This is a genomic window from Candidatus Bathyarchaeota archaeon, from assembly GCA_029882535.1.
GTDB lineage: Archaea > Thermoproteota > Bathyarchaeia > Bathyarchaeales > SOJC01 > JAOUKM01.
This window is the reverse complement of the sequence record JAOUKM010000004.1, coordinates 28016-54734: the sequence shown is the minus strand read 5'-3', so window position 1 is coordinate 54734 and position 26719 is coordinate 28016. Positions and strand designations below refer to the sequence as shown.

Annotated in this window: 28 protein-coding genes and 1 pseudogene; 18 read left to right on the top strand and 11 right to left on the bottom strand. The window is 41.9% G+C overall.

Annotated features, from left to right (window positions below; translation table 11 throughout):
• Positions 1 to 106 precede the first annotated feature (106 nt).
• The 5 genes from OEX01_02500 (at position 107) to OEX01_02480 (ending at position 4604) form a co-directional block, all read left to right on the top strand.
• On the top strand, positions 107 to 1618 hold the full coding sequence (locus OEX01_02500; protein ID MDH5447859.1) for a type II/IV secretion system ATPase subunit: 1512 nt from the start codon (positions 107 to 109) through the stop codon (positions 1616 to 1618).
• Positions 1618 to 2622, top strand: coding sequence for a type II secretion system F family protein (locus OEX01_02495; protein MDH5447858.1), 1005 nt, complete (start codon positions 1618 to 1620; stop codon positions 2620 to 2622). The genes OEX01_02500 and OEX01_02495 overlap by 1 nt, the downstream gene beginning before the upstream one ends.
• Before the next feature lie 2 nt (positions 2623 to 2624).
• Complete coding sequence (locus tag OEX01_02490) at positions 2625 to 3443, top strand: type II secretion system F family protein (protein MDH5447857.1); 819 nt, start codon at positions 2625 to 2627, stop codon at positions 3441 to 3443.
• A gap of 4 nt (positions 3444 to 3447) precedes the next feature.
• Positions 3448 to 3849, top strand: a complete 402-nt coding sequence (locus OEX01_02485; GenBank protein ID MDH5447856.1) for a hypothetical protein — start codon at positions 3448 to 3450, stop codon at positions 3847 to 3849.
• A 263-nt stretch (positions 3850 to 4112) separates the two neighbouring features.
• Entirely contained in the window at positions 4113 to 4604 is a 492-nt protein-coding gene (locus OEX01_02480) for a hypothetical protein (GenBank protein MDH5447855.1), read from the top strand.
• A 3-nt stretch (positions 4605 to 4607) separates the two neighbouring features.
• Here OEX01_02480 and OEX01_02475 read toward each other — a convergent pair whose 3' ends face one another.
• Complete coding sequence (locus tag OEX01_02475; protein ID MDH5447854.1) at positions 4608 to 5597, bottom strand: hypothetical protein; 990 nt, start codon at positions 5595 to 5597, stop codon at positions 4608 to 4610.
• Between the two features lie 625 nt (positions 5598 to 6222).
• Between OEX01_02475 and OEX01_02470 the strand changes: the two genes are divergently transcribed.
• The 3 genes from OEX01_02470 to OEX01_02460 all read left to right on the top strand — a co-directional run bounded on the left by OEX01_02470 (position 6223) and on the right by OEX01_02460 (position 9421).
• Entirely contained in the window at positions 6223 to 6429 is a 207-nt protein-coding gene (locus OEX01_02470; protein MDH5447853.1) for a hypothetical protein, read from the top strand.
• Complete coding sequence (locus OEX01_02465; protein MDH5447852.1) at positions 6430 to 8013, top strand: sodium:solute symporter family protein; 1584 nt, start codon at positions 6430 to 6432, stop codon at positions 8011 to 8013.
• Positions 8014 to 8077: 64 nt separating this feature from the next.
• Positions 8078 to 9421: a phenylacetate--CoA ligase gene (locus tag OEX01_02460; GenBank protein MDH5447851.1), complete on the top strand. Its 1344-nt coding sequence runs from the start codon at positions 8078 to 8080 to the stop codon at positions 9419 to 9421.
• 66 nt (positions 9422 to 9487) lie between these two features.
• Here OEX01_02460 and OEX01_02455 read toward each other — a convergent pair whose 3' ends face one another.
• Together OEX01_02455 and OEX01_02450 are read right to left on the bottom strand one after the other, a co-directional pair.
• Complete coding sequence (locus OEX01_02455; GenBank protein ID MDH5447850.1) at positions 9488 to 9802, bottom strand: hypothetical protein; 315 nt, start codon at positions 9800 to 9802, stop codon at positions 9488 to 9490.
• Between the two features lie 125 nt (positions 9803 to 9927).
• Positions 9928 to 10053 (bottom strand): hypothetical protein, encoded by a 126-nt coding sequence (locus tag OEX01_02450; GenBank protein ID MDH5447849.1) that lies wholly within the window; start codon positions 10051 to 10053, stop codon positions 9928 to 9930.
• Positions 10054 to 10306: 253 nt separating this feature from the next.
• Between OEX01_02450 and OEX01_02445 the strand changes: the two genes are divergently transcribed.
• Complete coding sequence (locus OEX01_02445; GenBank protein MDH5447848.1) at positions 10307 to 10495, top strand: hypothetical protein; 189 nt, start codon at positions 10307 to 10309, stop codon at positions 10493 to 10495.
• Positions 10496 to 10617: 122 nt separating this feature from the next.
• On the opposite strand, the gene OEX01_02440 is transcribed toward OEX01_02445, so the two are convergent.
• Together OEX01_02440 and OEX01_02435 are read right to left on the bottom strand one after the other, a co-directional pair.
• A complete protein-coding gene (locus tag OEX01_02440; GenBank protein ID MDH5447847.1) occupies positions 10618 to 10812 on the bottom strand; it encodes an acetyltransferase in 195 nt (64 codons plus the stop codon).
• A gap of 206 nt (positions 10813 to 11018) precedes the next feature.
• The gene (locus OEX01_02435) at positions 11019 to 11579 is read right to left on the bottom strand and encodes a TATA-box-binding protein (protein ID MDH5447846.1); all 561 of its coding nucleotides are present in this window, start codon (positions 11577 to 11579) and stop codon (positions 11019 to 11021) included.
• A gap of 190 nt (positions 11580 to 11769) precedes the next feature.
• Between OEX01_02435 and OEX01_02430 the strand changes: the two genes are divergently transcribed.
• Entirely contained in the window at positions 11770 to 12417 is a 648-nt protein-coding gene (locus OEX01_02430) for a M14 family zinc carboxypeptidase (GenBank protein MDH5447845.1), read from the top strand.
• Between the two features lie 24 nt (positions 12418 to 12441).
• A complete protein-coding gene (locus OEX01_02425; protein ID MDH5447844.1) occupies positions 12442 to 12603 on the top strand; it encodes a hypothetical protein in 162 nt (53 codons plus the stop codon).
• Between the two features lie 61 nt (positions 12604 to 12664).
• On the opposite strand, the gene OEX01_02420 is transcribed toward OEX01_02425, so the two are convergent.
• Together OEX01_02420 and OEX01_02415 are read right to left on the bottom strand one after the other, a co-directional pair.
• Complete coding sequence (locus tag OEX01_02420; protein MDH5447843.1) at positions 12665 to 13255, bottom strand: signal peptidase I; 591 nt, start codon at positions 13253 to 13255, stop codon at positions 12665 to 12667.
• Between the two features lie 164 nt (positions 13256 to 13419).
• Complete coding sequence (locus tag OEX01_02415) at positions 13420 to 13587, bottom strand: hypothetical protein (GenBank protein ID MDH5447842.1); 168 nt, start codon at positions 13585 to 13587, stop codon at positions 13420 to 13422.
• A 185-nt stretch (positions 13588 to 13772) separates the two neighbouring features.
• Here OEX01_02415 and OEX01_02410 point away from each other — a divergent pair, with 185 nt between their 5' ends.
• The 7 genes and pseudogenes from OEX01_02410 (at position 13773) to OEX01_02380 (ending at position 22152) form a co-directional block, all read left to right on the top strand.
• Positions 13773 to 16496: a cation-translocating P-type ATPase gene (locus OEX01_02410; protein MDH5447841.1), complete on the top strand. Its 2724-nt coding sequence runs from the start codon at positions 13773 to 13775 to the stop codon at positions 16494 to 16496.
• 162 nt (positions 16497 to 16658) lie between these two features.
• On the top strand, positions 16659 to 19544 hold the full coding sequence (locus OEX01_02405; protein ID MDH5447840.1) for a DEAD/DEAH box helicase: 2886 nt from the start codon (positions 16659 to 16661) through the stop codon (positions 19542 to 19544).
• A 156-nt stretch (positions 19545 to 19700) separates the two neighbouring features.
• Positions 19701 to 20027 carry a hypothetical protein gene (locus OEX01_02400; GenBank protein MDH5447839.1) on the top strand — a complete coding sequence of 109 codons (327 nt, stop codon included), beginning with the start codon at positions 19701 to 19703 and terminating at the stop codon, positions 20025 to 20027.
• A 29-nt stretch (positions 20028 to 20056) separates the two neighbouring features.
• On the top strand, positions 20057 to 20566 hold the full coding sequence (locus OEX01_02395) for a class I SAM-dependent methyltransferase (GenBank protein ID MDH5447838.1): 510 nt from the start codon (positions 20057 to 20059) through the stop codon (positions 20564 to 20566).
• Between the two features lie 110 nt (positions 20567 to 20676).
• Positions 20677 to 20914 (top strand): annotated as a pseudogene (locus tag OEX01_02390) (ferritin-like domain-containing protein).
• Positions 20915 to 21095: 181 nt separating this feature from the next.
• Entirely contained in the window at positions 21096 to 21746 is a 651-nt protein-coding gene (locus tag OEX01_02385; protein MDH5447837.1) for an adenylate kinase, read from the top strand.
• A gap of 181 nt (positions 21747 to 21927) precedes the next feature.
• Positions 21928 to 22152 carry a hypothetical protein gene (locus tag OEX01_02380; GenBank protein ID MDH5447836.1) on the top strand — a complete coding sequence of 75 codons (225 nt, stop codon included), beginning with the start codon at positions 21928 to 21930 and terminating at the stop codon, positions 22150 to 22152.
• On the opposite strand, the gene OEX01_02375 is transcribed toward OEX01_02380, so the two are convergent.
• From OEX01_02375 to OEX01_02360, 4 genes are all read right to left on the bottom strand, one after another.
• On the bottom strand, positions 22144 to 23241 hold the full coding sequence (locus OEX01_02375) for an aminopeptidase (GenBank protein ID MDH5447835.1): 1098 nt from the start codon (positions 23239 to 23241) through the stop codon (positions 22144 to 22146). The two genes, OEX01_02380 and OEX01_02375, sit on opposite strands and share 9 nt — an antisense overlap.
• A gap of 262 nt (positions 23242 to 23503) precedes the next feature.
• On the bottom strand, positions 23504 to 24043 hold the full coding sequence (locus tag OEX01_02370; GenBank protein ID MDH5447834.1) for a hypothetical protein: 540 nt from the start codon (positions 24041 to 24043) through the stop codon (positions 23504 to 23506).
• A gap of 286 nt (positions 24044 to 24329) precedes the next feature.
• On the bottom strand, positions 24330 to 25142 hold the full coding sequence (locus OEX01_02365; protein ID MDH5447833.1) for a hypothetical protein: 813 nt from the start codon (positions 25140 to 25142) through the stop codon (positions 24330 to 24332).
• A 285-nt stretch (positions 25143 to 25427) separates the two neighbouring features.
• The gene (locus OEX01_02360; GenBank protein ID MDH5447832.1) at positions 25428 to 26642 is read right to left on the bottom strand and encodes a hypothetical protein; all 1215 of its coding nucleotides are present in this window, start codon (positions 26640 to 26642) and stop codon (positions 25428 to 25430) included.
• Between the last annotated feature and the right edge of the window lie 77 nt (positions 26643 to 26719).

Sequence of the window (26719 nt, the reverse complement as noted above, 5' to 3'; positions counted from 1 at the left end):
TCATAGAGTTTATTAAGACTCGCTACGTTATATAGCGTGGATTCGGATAAAACTTTAGGCTAGCCCTTCAAGCAGATTCCACGCTGAAAAACAAAGGTGAAATAAGATGGAGAAAACAGAACAACAGATAAAAAAGAAAAAGCCTTCGGTGTTCCGAGAGGTCTACTCAATTCAAGAACCTTACGTATATGCCGCCATAGTTAAAGATCCTAAAACCCAAAAAGTTCGTTACAAAGTCATCGAGCCAACACTGCTTGAAGAAGAGGCTGAAATACTTAAAGAAATAAAGAAAACGTTGATGGAAGAAATTGATGTTAACTTGAATGATATCGATACAAGTGAGAAAGCCGCTGAATATTTGAAACAGAAAGTTCGAGAAGTCATCAAAAACTATCGCCTAAAAATTGCCGAAGAAGCAGTAGATAAATTAGTGTACTATATTATACGAGACTTTGTTCATTATGGAAAAATTGATTCCTTGATGAAAGATCGCATGGTTGAAGATATTTCTGCAGATGGTGTCAACATTCCGGTTTATGTTTGGCATCGCGAGTACGAGTCCTTACCCACTAGCATCGTTTTTGAAGACGAAAGCGAGTTAAACTCTTTCATCGTGCGATTAGCGTACCTTTCTGGCAAAAATATTTCCATAGCGTCTCCCATGTTAGACGGATCGCTTCCAGACGGAAGCCGTATTCAACTAACTTACGGAAGTGAAGTCACTAGACGTGGTTCTACATTTACTATACGTCGCTTCCGCGTCGACCCGCTTACAATTTCAGATTTGCTAAACTTCAACACGTTGTCGTCTGAGATGGCGGCGTATTTTTGGTATGCTATAGAGCACAGAGCGTCTGTTCTAGTTGCTGGAGGAGTGGCATCTGGCAAAACGACCCTGCTTAACTGTTTGTCAATGTTTATCAAACCTGAGCTGAAAATTGTAAGCGTAGAAGATACTGCTGAGCTCAACCTACCTCATGAGAACTGGATTCCCTCCGTCATACGAATCGGCTTTGGAAATGAAAAAGGTTCAGGCGCTATAACGTTATTCGACCTTCTGAAAGCAGCAGTGCGTCAGCGTCCTGACTTTATAATTGTAGGTGAAGTGAGAGGTGCAGAAGCCTATACGTTGTTCCAAGCCATGGCAACAGGTCATTTAGGAATGAGCACAATCCATGGTGAGTCAGTAAACTCGGTTATTAATAGATTGGAATCTGAGCCCATGAACATACCAAAACCTCTACTTGCTATGATTGACGCTGTAACAATCCAAGTAAGAACAGAAATTGATGGCAAACCTGCAAGGCGAACAGCAACAATAACCGAAATTACTGCTCTTGACCCTAAAACAAAAGACCTGCATACGAATGATGTGTTCAACTGGAGCCCTAGAAGCGACTCCTTCCAATACACGGGGCAAAGCCACATTTTGGAGAGAAACATGGAAAAGATGGGAGTAAGTGAGGAAGAAGTTCGCGAGGAACTGAAAAAAAGAAAAACTGTACTAGAGTGGATGGTTAGAAAAAACATACGAAAATACTCACAAGTCGCCAACGTCATCCGAGAATACTATACAAACCCTAACCGAATATACAGAAAAGCAAGGATGGGCGGCTAATGAACGTTACTCATCTTAAGAAATCGATAAACCAAATACGTCAACGCGTTGTAAAAGAAGTTCGTCTGAAAGTTTCTGCCTTTCTAAACCATTTCAGCCAATCAGCAAAGAATACCGAGCAAACAAAGTGGAACCCTCAACTTTTTGCCTATCGCCTTTTGGGAGAAAGAGCGAATCGGTTTTTACCTCTCTTCAGAGACATGGATACTGGTTTGCATAAATCTGGCATGAGAATAAGTTTTAAGCCCTATGTCAGCCTCACTCTTCTAACGAGTTTAATTATTACCGTTTCAACAATGGTTCTTGTTCCGCCAATAATGTATTTTATTTTACAAATAGCGCTCTTTCCATCCCTTTTTTTTGGCGTGGGCGGTGGTCTACTGGTTGGCGCCCTAACCGTTGTTTGCTTTTACATTTACCCTATTTACAGAGCAGACAACATAAGACGAAACTTAGACGATAGCATGTCTTTTGCAACTGGTTATTTGGCGATTCTCGCAGGTGCAGGTGTGCCGCCTAATAACATGTTTCGCTCTCTTTCAAAGATTCCTCAAAATTTAGCTGTTATTGACGAGTCAAGAATTATAGTTCGAGATGTGGAGCTCTTTGGTGCAGATGTAATCACCGCCTTGGAAAATGCGTCAAAACGCACGCCCTCTGAGAAATTCAGAGAGTTACTTGAAGGCTTTGTGGCAACCATTCACTCTGGTGGCAATTTAATGTCTTATTTGATGAACAGATCGCGGCAAAACATGAAGTATAAACGTATTGCTTTGCGAAAGTTTTCAGATACTCTTGAAGTGCTCTCAGAATTCTATGTAACACTACTCGTAGCTGGGCCGCTTATTTTCGTTGTGATGCTAGCGGTTATGGCTATGCTTGGAGGCAGCGGGCTTGGAATACTGGATCCCACTCTGCTGTTGATGCTTCTAACATACATTGTTATACCCATCGGCTCAGTCATCTTCATAACAATCTTGGATGCTCTTTCGCCTCGGTGGTAGAAGTGCCGAAAGTTGAAAGATGGGAAAAGAAAATTGCGTGGGCGGTGTCTGTTTGTCTAGGTGTGATCATAATAATTACAGCGACTTTGACGCTGAGAGACAAGCCACTTTTAAACGACTATCTCTTCTTTGCAGCAGTAGTCACCGTGTTTCCTCCGGCAGTTTTAGATTACGTGGAATATCGCTGGAAAAAGTCGATAGATGAACATTTACCCGACTTGTTTAGAAGCGTTGTTCAGGCTCAGCAGACGGGCATGACTTTGCCTCAGGCATTAGAGGAGGCTTCAAAGCGAAATTACGGACCTTTAACTGCAGAGTTGAAGAAAATAGTAAATCAGATGTCTTGGGGTTTGTCTTTTGAAGAAGCGTTTCAAGAGTTTGGAAAACGCGCTGACACCGCTTTAGTGCAGAGAACTGTGCCTTTGATTATTGAGGCTAGCCGTTCTGGAGGGCATGTAGAGGAAGTCTTTGCTCCAATGGGAGACTTTATTCAAACCACTCTTACTATGGAGAAAGAGCGAAAAGCTCAAACAAGACCTTACATCGCAATAATTTACGTTGCATTTTATGTCTTCGTATTTACCATAGTCTTGCTTTTCAAAACATTCTTTGTAGAAATGGGCAGTTCACCAATCATCGGCTTTTCTGCATTAACTTCCGAGGAGGCATGGCGCATCTTCTTCCACATGAGTATTATACAAGCGTTTTTCGGCGGATTAGTTGCAGGGAAAATGGGTGAGGGCACCGTAAGCGCAGGATTGAAACACAGTGTAATTCTCATGGCAAGTGGATATGTCGCTTTGAAATTTGTGGCATGGTGATTGTGTGAGAAAGTTTTTAGGAAATAAACGTGGGATCACGCCTGTTCTAAGCAATGTTCTACTCACTGTTGTGGCAGTAGCAGCCATGTCTTTAGCAGCTTCAGCCACCTACGTAATAACCGACAACATGCATCAAATTATGGGAGAACGCGTTATCGCAGAAGATGTATGGTTTACATCAGACGTAATTTCAATTTACCTCCGCAACACAGGAAAAGTAGCAGTTGAAGTGTCGTCGGTGTATGTGAACTTCACAAGCCAATCCTTTACGCCGCTCACATTGGAAATTGGGGAACATGGATGGCTAAATGTCACTTTTAGCTGGGACGCGGGTGGCTTGTATCACATAAACGTGGTGACTAGTAAAGGAACGAAAATTGTAAACTATTATAAGGCACATTCGTAAGCTTAGACGAAATAGATGTAGCATCAGCAATGTCGTTAACATTAATATTGCATATTCTGCGTGGTTCACTTTTCAAACAGAGTATCAAGTGAATTTAGGTAGTCACGTGAGTGGAACTTACGTAGATACTAAAGTGATTGACGGTAATTGGGAGACTTTCCAAGAAGAAAGTAGTCCTCCAACATATAGGTAGATTTTAATGGCACTTTATCATAGACCTATCGACTTATTCATTATCTTTAATTCATACAATTGAAGTGCAGATGAGGTGTCTGGCTACCAATACTTTTGAAAAAGGGTATTTGAAGGCTTATAACTGGGCATCCAATACATACAGCGATAGTGGCTTTAACAACACCATAGGACATACTCCTTCTGGTAACTGGGATTATTATGCCATAAATTTCACAGATGAATGGCGAAACTATGTACGAGACGACAGTGCGATGATTATAAAGTTGCATGACGAAAAAAATGATACCGTTCGCACAAATATTGAAGTAGATTTCCTTGGTGTTAGAGTTGTAACGAGTGGAGTGGTTTTTACTTTCAAAAATAATGGTCCCTTAACCACTCATGTAGTTTCTTTGTGGATCATAAATTCCATAATTTATGATCATTATGATGTGAATGTGTTTATTAATTCTGGTGAAAACGGAACATGTCTCCTTGGTGATGCTCAACTACCGAGCAAACCATATTTTGTAAAGGCTGTAACTGAACGTGGAAATAATGCTGTTTACTCACCAAACTAAGAACTATTCTTCTTGTTTAATGCAAACGCTTTCCAAAGCTTTTATTGCTTCTTTCGGATTTTTCGCTTCAACTAAAGTAATGTTGTAAAGTTTCGCCATTCTCTTCCCATTCTCAGCAATCTTAGGAATCGCAATCAAGCACGCATTGTCAGGGGTAACATCATAGATTTTGGCAAACATAGCAATAACTGGTTGCTCAGAGATAACATCCTCAGCAGAAGTAGCAAGGTCTATGACTGTCACGTCTTTTACAACGCCCGTTCTAAAAGCCGTAATATCAAACATGTGGCTAGCACCAGATTTTCCCTTCAGAAAACCAGGTGTTTCCACTTCGAATCCGTGACCTTCCAAGAATTCTCTTATTGGAGCAATTAGAATCCACCCAAGCGAAGCCTCTTTTTTTGCTTCGCTGCTCAATTCATATGAGTAGACGTCTTCGTAAACCGCGTCTTCAAAGATGAAGTTTTTCCGGCAGTTTCGGCAGAAATGTGATGGAACAGGGATGTCGAAACTTTTCTTGCAGTCATTACATGTACACCATATTCCCGCTTTTCGGTAATCAACATCTGGTTGGACTAGTTCTTTATCACATCTTGGACAAATGAGCTTATCTCCTTTTTTAAAGTGGTCCTCTGTGTCAATGTATCCGCATTTGAGATGTTCTATCAAGGCACTCTTTCTGACGTTGAACGATTTGCAATGAGGACAGTTGTAGTGTATCGAAATTTTAGGTGAGCCACAACTGTGACAAGATAGGATTTTATCATACAGTTCTTTTTTTAGAATTCCAGCTTTGCTCAATTTAGCCAAAAAATCTTCAACTTTTGCAGGGTTGCCTAGAATTGCTTCAACAAGGGGATACTTATAACCTTGATCTGGATCAAAAGCAGGGTCCAATCTTGGAATTTCTCCACTTAAAAACTTGCTTAGAAACACTTGAACCAGATGATTTTTATAGAGTTCCGTTCTCTCTATTTTAGAAGCTTTAGACATTATCTCCCTACCTCACTTGGTTCTTTTCCGTTACCACACTAATTATTAATTGGTTAGATTTACTCCATTCCACCTTTAAATATTTCCAGCATTCTGTTTCAATTTTTTGGAAAATGGATGTATTAATAAAAAAACTTTTAAAATAGTATATGGCTTTTTCATGTGCGTTTCGTATCGGAGAAAAAGCGATTGTCCAAGAAAAAACAGTTAATTCTTTGTCCAAAATGCGGTTTCACCTTTGACATCAGTTATGGAAGAGCATTCGCATGTTCAGGATGCCCCTCTCTTGTCCAATGTAAAGATGTAAAGTGTCCGAAGTGCAAGCATGAATTTCCAATGCCCAAAGCCGCTTAATCTGAAAACTCAATTTTCCCTCACCGAAATTCTCGTTTCAACTCGGAATTCACAGTACAGAGCCACCGATGGCTAAGCATCTAACTTCAATTTAAGATTTCCGAATTCGGAATAAATTTACTAATCTCCTTCATTTCGCCGTTCTATGTTTGCTATGACGTTTGGATGCTTCGTTCAGATCAAGCAATCAGAAATTTTGACTCTTGAAGTTGGATTTACTATAAAAAATTTTGGAAAATGAGGATTATTCTTTTAAAGAGCTAATTAGCTAATGTATGACTCTTTAAAAGGTGGAGGAACTACCTTGAGAAAAATCTACGGTTTATTAGCAATAATGGTGTTATGCTTTATTCTAGTTCCTATCATCGCCTATTTACTAGGTGGCTGGTATGCGTATTGGGGTCACGGCTTGCTTGCAATAGTTTTTGCCCTCCTAGCAGTTTTCATAAGGACCCGTTACTATTGGGAGGAAGATTAAATGGCTCCCCCAATCCCTGAAGTAGGACCAGAAATGGCGGGCGGCGTCATTGCTGCTATAGCAGCGTTTCTGACAATAAGCATTCTCTTAGGCTTTTTCATGAGAAAAAAAGCTAAGAATTTTGAGGAATGGTTGGTGGGTCGTGGAGACATCGGCCCCCTTGTAACTGGTTTTGCTTTAGTTGCAAGCTATTTGAGCGGTTGGGCAATCTTTGGAAACGCGGGTTTGGGCTACGCTTATGGCTGGTCAGGTAGCTGGCTCATCGGCACAATTTGTGTTATGGGGACAGCAATATGCTTGGTAATTGGTTACAGAATGCGCAGGTACGTAGCGTTTGGAGCTCGAACTGTGCCAGAAATGCTAAGAGTAAGGTTTGAAAGCAGAACGGTACAAGCGTTGGCTGGACTGGCCATGATCATTCTTCTTATAGTTTACTCGGTGGGGCAGTATAAAGCTATGGCAACCGTCTGGACGATAACAACCAACATTCCCTTCTATGGAAGCCTACTAACAACAGCAATCTTAGTGCTAATATACTTGATTGTAGGCGGATACACAGGTACTCAATGGGTCTCCTGTTTCCAAGGCATTCTATTAACAATTATCGGCTGGACATTAGGTATAGCAGTCCTTTTCTGGGCAGGTGGCCCAGCACAAATAGCAGGATCCATTGGGAATCAGACGTTTACTTATCTTGGAGGTAACCAAACAGAAATCCCATTAGGAAACTACACGCTGCCTCTGCCACCGCCTAAAGGCTTAGCTTTTCCAGGTGTAGATTATATTGGCGTTATAGCTGCAATGTTCATGTTTCTCTTTATGGCGACAGGTTTCCCGCATAACATAGCGCGTTTTCTGGGCACTCGAAAAATCACTAAACGCGAGTATTGGATGATGTTGCTGATAATTATCGTAGGCGGCTCGACCCCCCTCTGGATTGGCATTGCAGGGTTTGCAGCCAGATCGGTCTGGGAAGGCGCCCTTATGGCTTCTGAATACTATCCCATGTACGGTGATTCAGCAGCAGTTTACGTAAGCATAAGTGCCGGTGGCATTCCGTTGGCGTCCTTGTTTGCCGCAAGTGTTTTTGCAGCGTCGGTTGCAACTATAGCTGGAATGGTTATGATCATGGCCACTAACATCACGCGAGACCTTATTCATAATGCTTATCCGAAAACTTCTCCAAAGAAACTTTTTTGGCTTACGAAGCTGATGCTCACCCTGTTTATCGCCATACCGTTATGGTGGACTTTTACCTCGCCTCCACCTATTCTTTCAGAGTTCATGGCTGGCTCAGCAGTTGCTCAGGCTGGAATATTCTTTTTCGTTGTCGGAGTTTCTATGTACTGGAAAAGAGCAACGAAGTGGGGCGCCATCGCCACTATAATTTATGGTTTGATACTGACGATTCTTCACCCTAACGCCTATGGAAAAGTTGTTGGTCTACACCACTGGGGTTGCTGGGCGTTGCTGTTGATGTTCGGCGCAGCCCTGATCTACTTCAGCGTGAGCCTAGCCACGAAACCTGTTTCAGAAGAAAAACTCGAAAAACTATTTTCCCAAACACGAAGAAAAATCAAGTGAATAAAGAAAAACGAAATCATTTTTATGTATCAAACTCTTATGCTAATAAACTCGCGGTGATACGGTGAAGAGTCCAGTTGAGAGTTGGATTTACCAGCCTGAATATGAGAAAAAGCCTAGAGAAAAACTCGTGAAACTCCAAGAGGAACGTCTAAGAAAAACTGTGCGGCATTCCTATGAAAGGATTCCGGCCTATAAAAGAAAATTTGAGGATGCTGGGATAACTCCTGACGACGTAAAAACCTTGGATGATCTTGAGAAAATTCCTTTCACCACCAAAGAAGACCTTCGCAAAGCCTATCCATATGAAATGTTAGCCGCGGACATAAGCGAAGTTCTAGAATTACATGCAAGCTCTGGAACGACGGGGCATCCAACCACATGTGCATACACCAAAGGAGATTTGGAAATCTGGTCAAAGGCAATGGCGAGAATATATGCTTCTGCTGGAACAAAGAAAAATGACATAGTGCAAAATGCTTACGGATACGGCTTGTTCACTGGCGGTTTAGGCTTCCATTATGGAGCATTAGAAATAGGTGCAACAATTTTACCCATCGCTTCTGGCAACACCGAACGGCAAATAAGACTTGCAAAGGAATACGGAACAACTATACTTGTGTGTACACCAAGCTATGCAGCCTATTTAGGTGAATATGCAAACGAAAAGTTGGGGATAGACCCCGTAAAAGAACTTAAATGGAAAAGCGGGTTGTTCGGAGCTGAAGCATGGTCTGAAGAGCTTAGACGTAGAATTGAGGAAGTTTTGGGAATCGAGGCTTTTGACATTTATGGCCTTTCAGAAGTAATTGGTCCAGGAGTATCAGTGGAATGCCCAGAGCACAACGGACTACACATTTTTGAAGATTATTTTATACCAGAGATTATTGATCCTGCGACAGGAGAAACAGTTGAGGAGGGAAAAATTGGAGAACTTGTGTTAACAACGTTGACTAGAGAGGCAACGCCCGTGCTTAGATTTAGAACAGGCGACATAACATCCTTTACAACAGAAGAATGTTCTTGTGAGAGAACTATTGGAAGAATGAGTAGAATTTTAGGCAGAGCAGATGACATGTTTAAAGTTAGAGGTGTAAAAATGTGGCCAACCACTGTGGAACACGCATTGCTTCTCGTAGAAGAAGCCTCTCAGAATTATCAGATAGTCCTTGAGCGTCCAGACCGTCTAGACATTATGACAGTGCATATTGAGCCGGAAAAAGAAGCTTTCGAAAGCGTAGACGGAGACCTGTTGAAACTTCAAAGTCTAAGTCTCAAGGTTCTGGAATCAATAAAAACAGTAACTGGAATTAAGGCAAATGTGGTTTTGGTTCCATATAACAGCCTGCCGAGATTCGAAGGAAAAGCAAGAAGAGTGAAAGACCTAAGGAAGGATGCGTCCTTCTAATCTAGCATTACTATATTAAATTCGCACGCAAAATAATGTTAACAGGATAGTAAAGAACGGCTTTTCTTATGACAATGTTCTGCGAAGATGCTGCAACGTGTTCTTCTTCCAAAGGCTAACGTCTTCGTTTCTTAGAATGCAATCGGCGGTGTCTTGGTTGTCTCCTCCAGACGCTTGAACCAAGCCTGTGGCGGTTACTTCGGCTAATGTGGCTAGGTTGGTTTTTATTTTGCTTCCTCTTCGCAAAGAAACCTTTAGCGTTTTCTGAGTTTCAGGGATATCACGGCAATTATCGTGTTTGGGTTGCTGTGTTGTAGTTGCGTGGCTATTTGGCTGGTAACGTTGAATTTTAGTTTTATCGAGTAAAATGCTACTCGGCATCTAGGTGAAACTCGGCTTCAGAGTCAAACTGTTCCAGATATTTTCTTAGCTCTTCGTCAACTTCTTTTCTAAACCTGTGGAGGAGTGTGGCTTTTTCGTTTTGCCTTCTTGTTTTTCGACATAGCTCAGTTTTTTTGGGCTATTACTATGTCTAAGTCATTTGCTGCGAATACGCAGCTGATCAAGGGGATTGTCTTCATATTCACCTTCTCTACAATCTTTGGGACGTATTGGCTGCCAGTATCCTTCATTGCCGGGACTTTTCCACTCTTCCTATCAATGAGTTTGTACGTCGTTAGTGTGGCATTTAGCAGTATACTTCTCTCTAAAAGGGCTTAAAGGAAATATACGAAAAAGCTGCGCGCGCCTTTCCTTTGTTTACAGAGCATGATTTCAAGTTCTATTAAGGATTTAAGAAAGAAGTTTGCGCGTGCGTTCTTGTGTATGCATAAATACTTCGCTCTGAATACCTTCTAATGCACTGAAATGGAGGTGAGTAAGAAGATGCATAGAGAATGTTGTTGCTGCGGTCAAACTCATCATGGGTGGAAGCATGGACATGGACACGGGTATGGTCATCATAGACGATTCTTTACCAAAGCAGAAAAGGTTGAGAAGTTGAAAGGGTACGCAGAAGAGCTAAAGAAGGAACTCATGGCAGTTGAGGAGCACATCAAAAAGTTGCAGAGTTAAGTCGCGCGAATACTGCGCGCGCTTGAGTTTCGGAAAAAAATAGTGGCGTACACAAATCACAACCAATTTCTTTGTGATTTACTCTATCCTTCTTAACCTAAAAAGTGTGTTTTGAGGGAAGCCTATTTCTTCTTTTCTTTGTAGAATTCAAGGTAGCCACATTTCTTGCAGTAGTAGGTTTGGATTTTTTCTCCTTGCAGAGCTTCAAGATTTTCAGGTGCACGTGTACACCCAAAAGTGTTGCCAAAGATTTCAGCCGTACCCTCAACCAATTTCTCATCACATTTAGGACACTTCTTAACTTCTTTTCCGCTCATAGACCATGCATTCCTCGCTACTATGATACATTCCAGAAACTAAGGCTTTTCCTTCCATCCCCTCTTTTTTTTTGCTTTACCACTGGCATCAATTGATGCTAGTGGTTGTTTGAACTAAAGGATAGCGTATGCATAACATAATGACGCTCTTTCAAGTTGAGTTTTTTCTGGTAACTGCTTTTCAAGGTGTTATACTATTTAGTTTATCAATCGTAGAATATCAGTTCTTTTTCTTCAAGCTCTTTATGTAGCTTGCCAACAGCTTCGTACACATCTTGTTCCCGTTTAGCTCCCGTGCAAACAAGTTTTCCGCTTGCAAAAAGCAATATAACAACTTTAGGCTCAGCCATGCGGTAAATCAAACCTGGAAACTGCTCTGGCTCATACATAGTTTTTTCCAAGTCGTAAGTTGCCTTCTCTAAGTCAATCATTCCTCCAAGGCTTGCAGAGGCCACAATGTTTTGAATTTTCAGTTCAGGCTTACTGATGATGATTATACCGCTCTTTTTTAACTCCTTAATCACGCGCATAACAGCTCTCCGTGCCTCCTTCTCTGACTTTGCGCCAGTGCAAACCATTTTTCCAGAGTTAAAGATCAAAGTAGCAGTCTTTGGTCTTTTAAGACGAAAAACCAAGCCTGGAAACTGTTCTGGTCGATACTCTACACCTGGGTATCCTTTCACGACTGCGTTCAAGTCGACACGTTGCTTTAAAGTTGCGGAAGCAACCACGTTTTCAATGCGGATACTGGCATCAACCTTTTGCATTCATAACACCTTTAAGCGTTATACATTTGCATGTGTCTCTATATATATATATAAGGCTTATAAACAAAAACTGAAGGCACTCCCGCACGCATCTTATTATTTCGTTCCAATTGGACTAAGCTGATTTATAAGGAAACTACGAAAATAGTTGTTCACTCAAAAACTGTGAATGTTTGGAAGGAGGAGGACTTTGAGACTTAGTTCTTATCATCAAATCGTTGATGAATTGGGTCATTTAAGAGATCGGGGCGCTGAGTTATTTTCAATTGGCAAATCGGGACTTGGAAGAGAGATTTACTTGTTAACAATAGGAAAGGACGACAAGCGGGTTTTGATAGTATGTAGACAGCACGGTAATGAGCCTACGTCAACAGAAGCGATGATGGAATATGCTGGAGAATTACTTGATGAAGAGGATTTAATGGAGAAGGTTAGAGTTTCAATAATCCCCATGGCGAATCCAGATGGAGCGGAGCTTTATAGGAAAGTATGCGAGGATGGTCGAACTTCGATACTTATTTCATACATCGCCTGCTCAGTCAAACCATATAGAGGAGACATGAACCGAGATTATAAGAAGAAAAAATTTCCAGAAACAAAAATCGTTGCTAAAGCAATCAAAGAAACTAAACCCAACATCATTATAGACCTCCACAATTTCTTTCTGAACTACGAGTATTTAATTCTAAGAAAACCAATCCACGATTTCTGTGCGGCAATCTCAACTCACCCTAAAATAAAACCTAGAATATTTCGAAAGACTCTTAGAATTTGTAAAATAGCTATAAAAGCTGTAAGAAGAGAAGGTGGAAACCCAGCAGATATAAACGGATTATGACCTTCGATTCATGGTCGTCTGCTTATGCCAAATGAAAACGTTCTCGATACGCATTATTCCTTAAACTATGACATTCCCTCAGTAACATTTGAAGCTGCTGGAGGATTCAACTTGTGTTCGAGCGCCTTGGAAAGAGGTAAAAGACTACACAAGGCTTCAGTTTCTTCAGTTATAGAACAATTATGAGAAGAATCTGACAAGTTTCAGTGAGTTGAAGAATTCTCACACATGCGTTGAGAAAGAAGCCTTATAGAGATCCAATGTTCAAAACGTCAGTTTCTTCTGTGGATTGTTCTGGTTTTTTCTTTTCCTTAGAGGATGGAATTACAAATTCAAGAAGAATTAGAATTACTATTAAAATGACAATGATTGACATTCCTGTCGGTGTACGGACGAGTAAGGGAATTTGACCAAGGTACGGAATGCTCCATACAACTTTGCCGACAAGGTCAGTGTTATCGACTTCCCAAGGGTCGGTGCCCGAAGGGTTGTTGTCTCCTTTGGTCTTTAAAAATGCAATATCACCACTCCCATGTTTTTCTACGGCTCTGTGAACAATAAGCTCGTCTGAATTACGTGGTTTGTGAAAAACTATAACGTCGCCTGTCTCATATTCCGCAACAATATCATCTACATTTAGTCCACCTTGAACAATTATCAAATCACCGACATTCAAAGTGGGAATCATGCTTCCTGAAGCCACTGCAAGCAAAGGATAGTCAGTTCTCAAGTATGTTTTCAAACCAAACCAGAAAGCAACAATGCTGCATAGAATAATCGCTAGAAGAATCAGAGATTTTACGTATTCATTTTTCAGTGCATCTTTAAGTTTTGACATTCTATTGACCTCTTGCTTTAACGATGGTTTTGCTGTGTTTGTTGCTTGTCGCATATTTAAATTTAACATTCGAAGAAAACATAAAAAGGGGAAATTAAAGGAGCTTAGAGTCTAGATCGCGGAGATTTCGGCTTTTGAAGTGATTTTCAGCTTGAATTGCCGGTTTAAATTTTCTTCTTACCTAGAACAACACGAAATGCTTTATCGCATTTTGGACAGTCGTATAAGCCGATTTCAAGTTGCATTCTCTTGCCCTGTTTGTCTGGTCGACCAGCCATTTTCCATTTCTTTCTGAACTTTCCGTCAGCGCCGCAATTTGGACATTTAGACATGACTTTTCCTCCATAACAATGTATTATGGTTTGTTATGATAATACATAAAAGATTTTCCATCAATTCCGAACACAAGACGTAATGTTGCTCGCAGAAAAGGGTTCTTGATGGGAGGATTGTGACAGAAAAATCCTTTAAGGAGAAATCCTGTTAAAGCTACAATCTGTTACAGGCGCGTATAACGATGAGTAAAGCGTGGCATTCTAAGTCAATTGAGATAGTACTTGAGGAGTTGCAAACAGACCCTCTTGGTTTAAAAGAAGAAGAGGTAAAGCAACGTTTAGAGAAGTATGGACTCAACGAACTCAAAGAGACAAAAAGAACCACTGCATTCCAGATCTTTCTAAACCAATTCAAAGACATTTTCGTGATTATGCTGTTAATCGCAACAGCTATCTCCCTTGCTGTTGGAGAGGCCACCGATGCCATAACGATAGCCGCCATAGTAGTTCTCAACGCAGTTGTCGGCTTCGTCCAAGAATACCGCTCTGAAAAAGCAATGGACGCCATGAGAAAACTCACTGCCCCAAAAGCCCGATTAATGAGAAATGGAAAAGAAGTAATGGTTCCCGCAAAAGAAGTTGTGCCTGGGGACATTTTGCTTTTAGAGTCTGGGGACCGCGTTCCCGCAGACAGCAGACTAGTTGAAGTTGTAGAGCTGAGAACCGACGAAGCTGTTTTAACTGGCGAGTCTACACAGGTAGAGAAAAGAATTAGCACCATTGAGGAAAATGCGCCTGTAGCCGATAGAAAAAACATGATATTTACGGCGACTTATGTAACATACGGCCGAGGGAAGGCTGTAGTAACATCTACAGGTATGGAAACTGAGTTTGGAAAAATTGCTGAAATGGTGCAATCTGTTGAAGCAGAGGAAACGCCTTTAAAGCTCAAATTGGAAAACTTCGCAAAGAAGTTAGGAATAATCATTGTATTTGCATGTGTCGCAATTTTCGTTCTAGAAATGTTAGACCCCGCGAGACCTGGAACACTAGTAGAGAACTTCATAACAGCAATTGCGTTGGCAGTGTCAGCCGTTCCAGAAGGACTCCCCGCAGTAGTAACAATTTCACTAGCCTTAGGAGCCCGCGAACTAGCAAAACGCAACGCAATAATTAGACGACTTGCATCTGCAGAAACTTTAGGCGCCACCACAGTCATTTGCTCCGACAAAACTGGAACACTAACCAGAGGTGAAATGACCGTCCGTAAAATTTTCACCAACGACAAAATCATTGAAGTTACCGGCGTTGGCTACGAGGCAAAGGGACAATTTATGCTGAAAAACAAACCTATGGATGCAAAGGAAAACGCAAACCTGAATTTGTTATTGGGCGCCAGTGCAGTCTGCACCAAAGCTGCGGAGGACGGAGAAAAAATACTTGGTGACACAACGGAAGGGGCGTTAATCGTCGCAGCGACAAAAGCGGGAATGACAAAAGACAAGCTAGAGAAAAAATATCCGCGTGTGCATGAAATTCCCTTTACTTCAGAAAGGAAACGGATGACAACCGTTCACAAAATGTCTGAAGAGAAATTGTTGGCTTTCATGAAAGGCGCCCCTGAAGTTATTCTAGACCACTGCACAAAAATCTTCAAAAACGGAGAACCAAAAAAACTAACCAAAAGAGAAAAACAGAAGATTTTAAAAACAAACGAGCAAATGGCGGGCGATGCGCTCCGTGTGCTTGGAGTGGCTTTTAAAGAATTAACTGACGTCGAGCTTGAAGACTTTCGCGAACTTAGTAAAGCGGAAGAGACCAATAAGCGTATAGAAAGCGACCTAGTTTTTGTCGGCTTGGTGGGAATGATTGACCCCCCGAGGGAAGAAGCTAAAGAAGCTAACAAATTGTGTCAACAAGCAGGCATAAGGACCGTTATGATAACTGGTGACCACAAGCTCACCGCTGTGGCAGTGGCCAAAGAAATAGGCATAACCAAGGGCAACCCTCATGATATGGTTTTAACAGGCACTAAGCTAGATGCTATGAGTGATGAAGACTTTGAAAAGGTTGTTAAAGACGTAAGAGTCTACGCAAGAGTTGCTCCTGAACATAAGCTTCGAATAGTAAAAGCCTTGAAGAAGAAAGGGGAAATCGTCGCCATGACTGGAGACGGTGTCAACGATGCCCCAGCGCTAAAACAGGCAGACATCGGCGTTGCTATGGGCATAACAGGCACAGATGTAACCAAAGAAGCGGCAGACATGGTGCTTGCAGATGATAACTTCGCCACAATTGTTAGCGCTGTAGAAGGAGGGCGTGCAATTTATGATAACATAAGAAAATTCTCCTTTTTCTTACTAAGATGCAACTTCGACGAACTGGCGCTTATTGGAACCTTTGCATTGCTAGGCTTGGAGCTTCCTCTAACTGCAGGTATGATTCTATGGCTAAACCTAGTTACCGATGGAGGGCCAGCCCTTGCACTAACGATGGATCCTCCAGAGAAAGACGTGATGCAAAGACCCCCACGAGATCCAAAACAAGGAGTGTTACATGGAAGACTGGCCTCGATAATTGCCACTTTTACACTGCAATTCCTCTTAACTGGAGGTTTATTCTACTGGCAATACTATATGCTTCCTGGACCTTTGACAGAGCTAAAGTTGGCACAGGCTAGAACTATGGCGTTTACACGGGCGACATTGCAAGAATTATTTGTCGTATGGAATTGTCGATCTGAGAAACACAACGCTTTCAAAGTAGGGTTCCTTTCAAATAAGTTCTTGCTAATTGCCGTCATAGGTTCAGCAGTCTTGACAATTCTTGTGCCATTCATTGGACTATTTGGGACTGTGGTGATGGATGATCCACTTGAATGGGCCCTTGTTGTAGTGACTGCTATGTCAGGCTTCCTAATACTACCCGAGGTTTTCTATAATCGAAAAGTGTTCAAATGGAGATAGACAACTTCAATTATGTACGCCTCCATGAAAAGAATTAACCGTTACTAAAACTACATGACTTTCCTTTGTCTCCAACAAACCACACAAAAGATTCTTGATACTAGAAAGACTTTTAGAGAAGCGTTCTCCCTATTTTTCTGCGTTTGGAGTCCCAGAGCATTCTTGAAAGACGAATCCGAAAACGTTTTCACCCAGTTTGTAAAGCCCATTCGAAGGCTTGTTGAGCAGAGAGGATTCCAAACCCCAACAGAACCTCAAGAAAAGACTATACCTAAGATTCTTGAAGGCAAGAACGTTCTACTCATCTCCCCTACAGCAACGGGTAAGACAGAGTCAGCAATCTTTCCCATCTTAAACATGCTCATTCAAATGCCCGACCGTCGACTTGGAATTAAGGTTTTGTATGTTACACCTTTGCGTGCTTTGAACCGTGACTTGTTAGGGCGTTTACAGTGGTGGTGTAACAATTTAGACATCAAACTGGCGGTGCGGCATGGAGATACTGACACCAAAGAGAGAACCAGACAGTCGCGGAGCCCTCCTGACGTTTTAATAACGACACCTGAAACGCTGCAAGCCATATTAACCGGGTGGGTGCTGCGTCAACATTTACGACACGTAAGATGGGTGGTCGTCGACGAAGTTCATGAAATGGCGGACAGCAAACGTGGCAGCCAACTCTCACTCGCCTTGGAAAGGCTGCGAACCATTGCTAACAACGAGTTTCAGATGATAGGTCTCTCCGCCACGATAGGTAGTCCAGAAAAAGTAGCCCAGTTTTTGGTAGGCAACGGAAGGCCAGTAGTGATAGTGAAGGTGCCTGTTGCACGAGAAATGCAGTTAAAAATAGTTTTTCCAAAGCCAACTCCTCAAGACTATAAGCTTGCTTCATCCCTCTACACTCATCCAGAGGTTGCAGTTAGGCTTCGAATCATACGTGACTACATTGAGAAGCACAGATCAGTGTTGCTTTTCACAAACACTCGTACAATCTCTGAGGTGCTAGCTAGCCGCTTCAAAATATGGGACATAGACTTCCCAGTTTCAATTCACCACGGCTCGCTAGCTAAACCTTCAAGAATAGCCGCGGAAAGGGGATTGAAGAACGGCGAGTTAAAAGGGCTTGTCTGCACAAGCTCGCTGGAACTAGGCATTGACATAGGTAGAATAGACCTCGTCGTCCAATACATGAGTCCTAGACAAGTTACGCGGCTGATTCAACGCGTAGGCAGAAGCGGCCACAGAGTGGGACGCATAGCTAAGGGAGTAATAATCACTATGGATTCTGACGACACTTTGGAGGCTATGGCTATCGGTCGTATGGCTTATCGTAAGGAGCTTGAACCCGTGGTTATTCCACAGAAGCCTTATGATGCTCTTGCCCACCAAATCGCTGGATTGTTAATGAAAAGAAGACGCCTTTTTTTCGGTGACATTGTGGGACTCTTCAAGAAAGCCTACCCTTACGCTGACCTTACGATGGAAGACGTGCAGAAGATTCTAACATACATGCATACACGTTTTCCACGAATCGCTTGGGTCTCCTTCGAAGACCTTACCGCCCTCAAACCCCGTAGAAGCAAGGCGTTATACGAATACTACTTTGACAACCTGTCCATGATACCTGCAGAGAAACATTACCTAGTCATCGACGAAGCATCAAACACCGCGATAGGAGTCTTAGACGAAGCCTTCACAGCCGAATACGGAAAACTAGGCGTCAAATTCATCATCCGAGGAAGCCCATGGAAGATTCTTCACATCTACGGTGATAAAATATACGTAAAATCCGTTGACGACCCCACAGGAGCTATCCCAAGTTGGATAGGAGAACAAATTCCAGTGCCTTTTGAAGTATCTCAGGAAGTAGGACAGATTAGAGGATTTGTCGAACAGCAAATGAAGAAAGGGAAAACAATTGACCAAATTGTCACAAAACTAGCTAAGAGATATCCTGCAGACGAAGACACAGTGTCACGAGCGTTGCAGGGAACGTTTGAACAGGTGAAAAAGGATTATCCTGTCCCTACAGGTAAGCGTATGACTGTTGAGGACTGGCAAGACTTGGTAATCATTCATGCAAACTTCGGCTCTTTGACTAACCGTGCATTAGCTCAGCTGCTGGGTCACTATTTGTCAGAGCGAACTGGCTACACAGTTGTCGTTCAACACGACCCCTACCGCATTTTCGTTCGAACAATGGGAACAACAAATGCAAGCAGCATAATAGCCTTGTTCAACGAACTCAAGCAGACATCAGACACGGTGATACGTGACGCCTTAACAAGAGCTACAGTGAAAACAGGAATTTTCAAGCGTCGAATGATTCATGTGGCAAGAAGATTCGGGGCTTTGAAGAAGTGGGCAGACTTTAGCAGTATTAGTCTCAAGCGCCTGTTGAAAAGTTTCGAAGGCACTGCAATCTACGATGAAGCACTTAAGGAAACATTTACTAAAGATTTAGACTTGGAAAGGCTTCTTCGAGTGATAGACGAACTTCGAAAGAACGAAGTGACAATTGTTAAAGTTGAGACTCAGGGAGCGGCGACTCCAATTGCAAGAGTCGGCATAGAACGTGTCAGCATGAAAACAGACCTAATTCCGCCAGAAAGAATGCGGCTCATTCTTGTCGAATCGGCAAAAGCGAGACTGCTAAACGAAGTTCGAAGTTTTGTCTGCACAAACTGCTGGGACTATCTTGAAATGATACGCATCAAAGACCTGCCCGACAACCCAGCTTGTCCACAGTGTGGCTCTAATGCCTTAGGGCTGCTCAGAAGAGAGGAAAACTATGTGATGTCTCTAGTGGAAAAGAAAGGAGAACGATTGACTAAAGCTGAACGAAAAATGCATCAGCAAGCAGTTAAAAACGCGCAGCTGATTTCGAGCTATGGAAAAACCGCGGCAATAGCTCTTTCTGCTCGAAGAGTGAAAACAGATGACATTCAGAGCGTCCTCAAAAAAGAAAAAACGCCTACCGATCATTTCTTTGAATTGGTGATTGAAGCTGAGCGTAAAGCGTTAAAAAGAAGGTTCTGGGCAGACTAGCTGAGAGAACTACAAGCCTTACTGTCCAAGTTTATAAGTGACTGTAAACACTTTGTCCACCTACTAGAAGATAGATTAGCTATAGCTATTGAATCTTCTAAAACTATAAATTACGCCATTTCAGAGTTAAGACACATCTCTGCGGAGTAGAGACGTTTGGAATTAAGTAGACAAAAACTAAGAGAAAAAACCTTAAAAAGATTCAAATACGTTCGAACTTGCGTCTTAGCAAGAGAACTTTGCTTACTTGTACGGACAAATCGTGTTGCTCTTAGTCCAGAAGATGTGGAGCAATGTTGCAGTTTCGTCTCAAAATTATGCAAAGAATCAGGATGCATTGAACAAAGTGAGCTTTGCCGTCAAGCGGCTGAAGTCGTAAAAGAGGACGAGGAGAAATATCTTGAGCTTTGTCAGCAAAGCTGTATGAAGTGCGGTGAGGCAAGACGGCCTAGACTGAAGAAGAAAACCTCGTATGTAGCGTAGTAAGCTTCAATAAACCTTAAAAAAGACAAGTGGATAACAAAGAGCGTAAACGGGGGATTCATAAAGTGTTCATCGCTCCCTTCGTTGCGTCACCTCTTCCAGTTGTCAGACACATGTTAAAACTTGTAACCTTGAGGCCTGGCGAAACTTTCTACGATTTAGGCTCTGGGGATGGTCGAACAGTAATCATGGCGGCACAAGAATTTGGAGCTAGAGCGGTTGGCGTTGAACTGCGAGAAGATCTGGCTAAAAAAGCCTTAGCAACCATTCATGAATTCGGCATCCAAGACCGAGTAACCATTGTTCAAAGCGACATGTTTAAAATTAACCTTTCTCCGGCAAACGTTGTGTTTCTGTATCTCACAACTAGCGCTAACGATAAAGTTAAGCCGAAACTGGAGAAAGAGTTGAAGCCAGGTACACGGATCGTTTCTCACGACTATGAGGTTTTAGGGTGGAGACCCATTAAAACAGAAAACTTCTGTGAAAATCCAAAGCTTGGCTACCCATCACACACCATTTACGTATACAAAAAATGAAAAGCCGTCAACTTTTCTTGTTTTTATCTTGTAATTTGCAAACCTCGTAAACTATACTAAGCGGTTGTCTTTATCCCACTCTATCTATTCACTCTAAATTGAAGTAGAAAATGGCTTCTGAAAAGTTAAAAGAATTGCTGAATCGAGCTGTAGCTAGAGAAATCCAAGTTTTTATCCAATACATGTAGCAACATGTGCTGGCAGTGAGTATTAAACGCGCTGCTGTCGAAGCCATCTTTAAAAACATAGTTATTACCGAAGTGAAGCATGCAGAAGCAATCGCACTCTAAACAAACCATAAAAGTCGCAGAATAGGAGAACGATACAACAACACGAAGACTATTCTAAGGGATCTTAGAGGACGAAGAAGAACACCACGACACCTTCACCAAACTTCTGGAAAAGTAGGATAAGAAGTTTGTTTTGGTGCTCTTCACTTTTTTGCCTACGTAGTTCTTGCAGTAATACTTAATTAGCAAACAGTAAACTTCTTTAAAACCACAAATCGCTCAGGAAGGAAATATAAGAAATGAACCTCATAATTCTCGGACCACCCGGCTCAGGAAAAGGAACATATGCCTCACGGTTGCAGTCGAAACTCGGCATACCCGCCATAGCAACAGGTGACATTTTCCGAAGCATAGTGAAAGAAGAAACAACGTTGAGTAGAAAGGTTAAAGAGTACATGAGCAAAGGGGAACTTGTCCCCGACAAAATCGTGATTGAAGTTTTAACCGAAAGACTTGCCAAGGACGACTGCAAAAATGGCTTCATATTAGATGGCTATCCCCGAACAATTGAACAAGCAAAGGCTCTAAGCGATTTTACGAAGATTGACGCGATCGTCCGCCTAGTTGTGCCCGAGTGGATTATAATTGAACGGCTTTCAAGTCGAAGAATTTGCAAAAACTGTGGGGAAGTGTATAATATTCGGTTTCTGAAGCCGAAGAAAGAAGGAATCTGTGATAAATGTCGTGGACAGCTTTATCAGCGGATTGATGATACGCCGAAGGTTATCATGGAAAGGCTGAAGGTTTATGAAAGACAAACTCAGCCACTTCTAGAGTATTACAAAGGCAAAATTCCCTTTGTAGAGTTTAAATGTGAAAGTATCGACGTGCCACCTGAAGTTGCAGTTGCGGAGATTCTTAAGGGATTGAAAAAGCTTAATCTTTCGTAGAAAAGGTGCAACACGACCTGTTTTAGCCTGAAAGCCTTGATCTAGCCTTCGTTTTTCATAGTAATTCTACAATTTAGCTTTAAGCCATATTGAATGCTTGCCAGGAATTTTTAAAGGCTTCGTTAAAGTGAAAACATTTTACGTGAAAAACCTGACATCTAAATTGTGCTTTGCTAGAATTATGAGAAGCGTAGACTTATTTTTGGTTAGCTACGCTCAGGGAGATTCTTTATTCTCAGATGATGATAGAGCAGGATTAGAACAGCACAACTGTGATGATGAAAAGTGGTTACTGGCGAAATCGGAATTCTCTCTTTTTATAAATTCTGAGAGTTTTGCATGTATAGAAACTATGAAAACTGCAAAGCGGCTCGGCAAAAATGTTGATAAGGGAGAGTTACACTAGGAATTTTCCATCTTTGTAGAATAGTTTGCCATCTGCGTAGATTTCTCCACGCTTCTTCATGTCTTTCAAGATGTCCCAGTGGATTGCCGACTTGTTTAAGCCTCCTGACTCTGGATAGGAGTTGCCAAGGGCTATATGTATTGTTCCTCCCATTTTTTCGTCGAAAAGCATGTTTTTTGTGAATTTTGTTATGCCGTAATTTGTTCCGATAGCGGTTTCTCCAATGCGGTCTGCTCCGTCAATTTTCAAAATTTGCTGCAACAGATCATCCCCTTTGGCGGCTGAAGCTTTCACAACATTTCCGTCTTTAAATGTAAGTGTTATGTCTTCAACTTCTCTGCTAGAAAAAATTCCTGGATAGGTGAATCTAATTGTACCGTTGGCTGAGTTCTCAATAGGAGCAGTGAACACTTCACCACTTGGCATGTTTCTTTTTCCGTCAGAATTTATCCATTTTCTACCCTCTAAGTTGAAGGTTAAGTCTGTATCTTCGCCTACTATTCGGATTCTGCTCACTTGGTTCAAGAAATCGCAGATTTTTTCCTGCTTTTCATGTATTTTTGTCCATTCCGCAATTGGGTCTTCCTTGTCAACTAGACAGCTGCCGTAAACGAAGTCTTCGTATTCCGCAAGCGACATAGCAGCTTCTTGTGCTTGAGCGTTTATGGGATAAGGCAAAAGAGTCCATTTGAGTTTCCCCTCGGCAGCGCGTTTACTGAAGATTTCCGAAAGTTCTCTTCTAGAGGCTCTGTAAATCTTTATTTTTGAAGGGTCTATGTTTGTTAATCCTTTAGGGTTTGGTTGGCACCATACGGTTATTTGAACATCCATGTTTTTTACTCTGAATTTTTCGAGGGGTGAAACAAATTTTAGCTGGTGTTCTTTTGCATATCTGTAAAAAGTGTACGCGACATCAAGGTTTGGAATGATTAGTGGATATGCATCGTTTAACAAACATTCTCTGTATATCTTGCTAATCAGAGGGAATGCTAATGCGCTACCTCTTATAAGCACCTTCTCCTCGGGTTTCACTTCAACACTATAATGAACGCAAAGTTCTGCAAGTTTTTCAATTCTCTGGTTAACCATTTAATCCACCACTTAAAAGAACATCAAAAAAGGAGAATACGCATTAAAAGTTTGTGGTTGAACAGTGTTCTCTGTAGGAGAAGATACACAGTATTCCTATAACCTCCGAGATTTTTTACAATTTTGGGATTCAATGGTTCCTTTGATGCTACATAGCTTTTCCAAGTTTCTAATAATAGGAAATTAAAATCAAATCTACCTCTGAAAACACACGTGATTTACTATTTGGATAAAACTAGTGACTTCTGGAGATTCAAACGTTCTATTTTCTGTTTTTCCCTGATTGAGCATGATGGTATGATTTAAATAGACGGTATCTAGACAGGCGTGGCCAACCTGTCTTGGCGTATCTTAGTTTGTCTGGGTTTTTCTTCAGCCAGTTCATCATGTGAAAGAAGCTCTTCGCCCTCTTCTCGTCTCTCTCCTTCAGCGGCTCGTAGCCCAAGTTTCTTATTTCGTCAAGGTATGCCATTTCTGTGAGGCGTTGTGGTTTCCCCGTTATTTTGACTCTGCGAATTCGGTCGTCGCCAAACCTTCTTCTTAAGTCCTTGACAGCCTCGTCGAAGATGTAGCCCTTGCAAATGTGGATTGGTTCCTCTGCCTTGAGTTTGAGTTTGCCCAATAGTTGGAACACAACTTTTGAGGCTTGCTTCAGATACTCTTTTCGGCAGAATCGTTGAGTTCTGAAATACTTGACATCCAAGATTTCGTATCTAAACTCTTGGGTCTCATCGCGGTAGGCTCCTATGACCACTCCGAAAAGGAGGTCTCCAATGCCTGCATCGTCTATGGTTATTGTCATCTAATACTGCTTCCTTCTGCAGGAGGATGTGTAAGCCTATATAAAAATGGTTTAAGTTTGTACGTAATTTTATAGAAAAAGTGGGGTGTTGCTGTGTTATGTGATGGTGGTGCAGTGATCATCCGCGCTTGAAACCTCAGTTGTAGTTGATATGTTAAAAGGAGAATCGTAGTAATTTATATGATTGAGCCAATTCACCGACCAACTGTTTCTATCCGCTTTCACAGGGTCGATCAGACGAAATAGTAATGGCAGAAACAGAAGAACAACGTAGATCCATGTAAACTTATGCTTCGCCAATCGTGTTCTCCTTTCTGTTATTTTTTCGTTTTGCAGCTACAATAGCCACGATAATGAAACCCACTGGAATGGCTGCTAGCAGCCATAGCAGTTGCTGTGGCTTTTGCATCTCCCACATGTTTGTATCTGCGATTTCCAGTTTAAACGTCGATGGATGATTCTCATAGCCGATGACATATGATTGTCTAGTTTCCTCTAGCAAGAAACCTGTTTCCTTATCCCAGCATTTTTCCAAGGTATCATTTCTGACAAAGGGGTATTCATATGCAAGCCACGTGAACTCAAGCCGGTTTACCTCTCTTTCTACTTCACCGTAGCTTCTCAAATCCGTATCATTCAGTGTAAGGTCAACGTAAACAAATTCTCTTATGTCTTCATACCACACTGAATATTCTCCTATTTTGTCTCCAGGCTCAAAGTTTGCAGCGATGATGTAGCGTCGATATGCACAGAGATGACCATACAGGATGTCATTCTGTAAGTCCCACGAAGAACCACTATAATAACAACCGACAAATTCGCTTCCATCGGCATCATGTATAGTCTGTTGAATTGTTACCCTTGTGCCAGAAACGTTCAACACTTCAACCTTAACCAACACAGCATCTTCCATGCCAGGATACCAAATCGTCGGCGCTCCAAGTTGGGTGACTTTGTATTTCACCCAGTCTCCAGGTTTAACTCCCACCACGCCAAATTCATCCACAGTTTGTCCAAATGCCTTAGGAAAAACCATAAACAAACTCAAAAGCAAAGCAACAGAGAGCAACAGCAAAACTCCATGCTTGAAATTAGACATTTCCATTTCAATTTTCCAGCATCTAGGGGTCAGGCAGCAACATATCTTCAACGCCGCTTCAGCTAACCCAACAAATAGTGGGTTTTTCTTCTCTTTTAAATTTTTCCACGAATTTCATCTATTTTTAAACAATTCACCATTAACAACTGAGTAAATTTCTAATATTGCGGACAAAGAAAATAATGACAGAAAACAAAATCAGACTCTGATTAGGTTCGGCGAAGAGTACCCATACGTAATGCCAGAGTCTTTTAGTGTCTCCTCTTCATCTTCTCTATCTTATTGTTAAGGTTGTGATTCTATATCCTCTACAAGTCTTACTAGACCTTCCTTTGTGATTTCGATGCGGATTCTGTCGCGTTTAAAATTGCACATTCGACAGTCCAAGACTCGCGCTATTCTGACAAATTCGCCTCTCTTCACTTCCAACTCTGTTTGCTGATCCTGCCAGTAGACACGTCCATAGTCTACTATTATGGTGCCGTCAAGGTTGTGAGCAAGCCCAATACCGCCCGCCATCTCATAAGAATCCCAAGAGTCTTTGCCGCGCTGATTTACGTAAATACATGTAACTCCTTTCTTCTGGTTATGTCTAGCCAACTCCATGACTCGATATTTCAACGCACCCCTATAAGATTCGAGAACGGTCACGGAATCGATTATGGCTAAGTCAATGTTTTCCTTTTCTACAACGTAGCGGTAGGTCTCTGCAAACGTGTCCCAGTCAAGTAACTCTGGAAACATAACAGTATCTAGCACAAACAGGTTCTCCTGAATTTTATTCCAGTTTTTTCCCAAAAAATCAGCTTTCTCTTTAATGCGAGACTGCAGGTCAAAACGGGGCGTAGGACTCTGCCAAGTGTCTTCAGCAGTCGCGTAGAGAACCTTCTTTCCTACAGAAGAAACATTTACAGCGATTTCCTCCACAAGAATAGATTTGCCCGCGCCTGGCAACCCGGTAAGCGCGAACTGACCTACAATAGGTAGACCATTCAAAGTTTTTCCTTCGGGAGTGAAAAACAAGTAATCAATGAAAGTTCCTGTGGGAAGGGCTACTAGGGTTTTTTTGGCCTCTTCGGCGGCGCTCGGTCGCAAAACTAGAGAGCTAAGCTTTTTTTCTTTGCGTTCAATTTCGGTTGTCATGGGCTTTGTAGCAAGCTTCCACTCGTCAGCTGGCTCTCTCGCCTCTTTCATGGCGTTAGCCAATGTCTTAGCCATCGCTTTAACGATTTTATCTACATCTTGTGGCTTCCGTTCTTCCACAGTGGCCGCCACAGCCTCTTCCCGCTTTGCCTCAGACACTGCTGGCTCAGCAACGGCTGTTAGAGTCCACATCTCCCCTTTTCTTTCAACCATTCCCTCAGCTTTCAAAGACTGGAGTATAGCATAGGCGGAATCTGGCCCATACTTCGATATGTGAAGTTCTTTGGAAACTTCGTCAAGAGAAGCTTGATTGTCATGGTCTTTGAGAAAATCTAAAACGTCCTTTTCCTCAACCATTCTTCTATTACCCCAAAAGTCTAATGTGGTTTTCTGACTAAAAGCTTCTTGCTTAACAGTGAAATAGGCAAAAGATA

Coding starts and splice junctions, on each gene's coding strand:
- OEX01_02415 (MDH5447842.1), bottom strand. CDS start 13,587: ATGTCTAAATGTCCAAATTGCGGCGCTGACGGAAAGTTCAGAAAGAAA.
- OEX01_02435 (MDH5447846.1), bottom strand. CDS start 11,579: ATGCAAAAGGTTGATGCCAGTATCCGCATTGAAAACGTGGTTGCTTCC.
- OEX01_02385 (MDH5447837.1), top strand. CDS start 21,096: ATGAACCTCATAATTCTCGGACCACCCGGCTCAGGAAAAGGAACATAT.
- OEX01_02500 (MDH5447859.1), top strand. CDS start 107: ATGGAGAAAACAGAACAACAGATAAAAAAGAAAAAGCCTTCGGTGTTC.
- OEX01_02425 (MDH5447844.1), top strand. CDS start 12,442: ATGCCAAATGAAAACGTTCTCGATACGCATTATTCCTTAAACTATGAC.
- OEX01_02470 (MDH5447853.1), top strand. CDS start 6,223: ATGTATGACTCTTTAAAAGGTGGAGGAACTACCTTGAGAAAAATCTAC.
- OEX01_02495 (MDH5447858.1), top strand. CDS start 1,618: ATGAACGTTACTCATCTTAAGAAATCGATAAACCAAATACGTCAACGC.
- OEX01_02410 (MDH5447841.1), top strand. CDS start 13,773: ATGAGTAAAGCGTGGCATTCTAAGTCAATTGAGATAGTACTTGAGGAG.
- OEX01_02480 (MDH5447855.1), top strand. CDS start 4,113: ATGAGGTGTCTGGCTACCAATACTTTTGAAAAAGGGTATTTGAAGGCT.
- OEX01_02465 (MDH5447852.1), top strand. CDS start 6,430: ATGGCTCCCCCAATCCCTGAAGTAGGACCAGAAATGGCGGGCGGCGTC.
- OEX01_02360 (MDH5447832.1), bottom strand. CDS start 26,642: ATGGTTGAGGAAAAGGACGTTTTAGATTTTCTCAAAGACCATGACAAT.
- OEX01_02420 (MDH5447843.1), bottom strand. CDS start 13,255: ATGTCAAAACTTAAAGATGCACTGAAAAATGAATACGTAAAATCTCTG.
- OEX01_02370 (MDH5447834.1), bottom strand. CDS start 24,043: ATGACAATAACCATAGACGATGCAGGCATTGGAGACCTCCTTTTCGGA.
- OEX01_02375 (MDH5447835.1), bottom strand. CDS start 23,241: ATGGTTAACCAGAGAATTGAAAAACTTGCAGAACTTTGCGTTCATTAT.
- OEX01_02475 (MDH5447854.1), bottom strand. CDS start 5,597: ATGTCTAAAGCTTCTAAAATAGAGAGAACGGAACTCTATAAAAATCAT.
- OEX01_02365 (MDH5447833.1), bottom strand. CDS start 25,142: ATGTCTAATTTCAAGCATGGAGTTTTGCTGTTGCTCTCTGTTGCTTTG.
- OEX01_02445 (MDH5447848.1), top strand. CDS start 10,307: ATGCATAGAGAATGTTGTTGCTGCGGTCAAACTCATCATGGGTGGAAG.
- OEX01_02440 (MDH5447847.1), bottom strand. CDS start 10,812: ATGAGCGGAAAAGAAGTTAAGAAGTGTCCTAAATGTGATGAGAAATTG.
- OEX01_02450 (MDH5447849.1), bottom strand. CDS start 10,053: ATGAAGGATACTGGCAGCCAATACGTCCCAAAGATTGTAGAGAAGGTG.
- OEX01_02380 (MDH5447836.1), top strand. CDS start 21,928: ATGAGAAGCGTAGACTTATTTTTGGTTAGCTACGCTCAGGGAGATTCT.
- OEX01_02455 (MDH5447850.1), bottom strand. CDS start 9,802: ATGCCGAGTAGCATTTTACTCGATAAAACTAAAATTCAACGTTACCAG.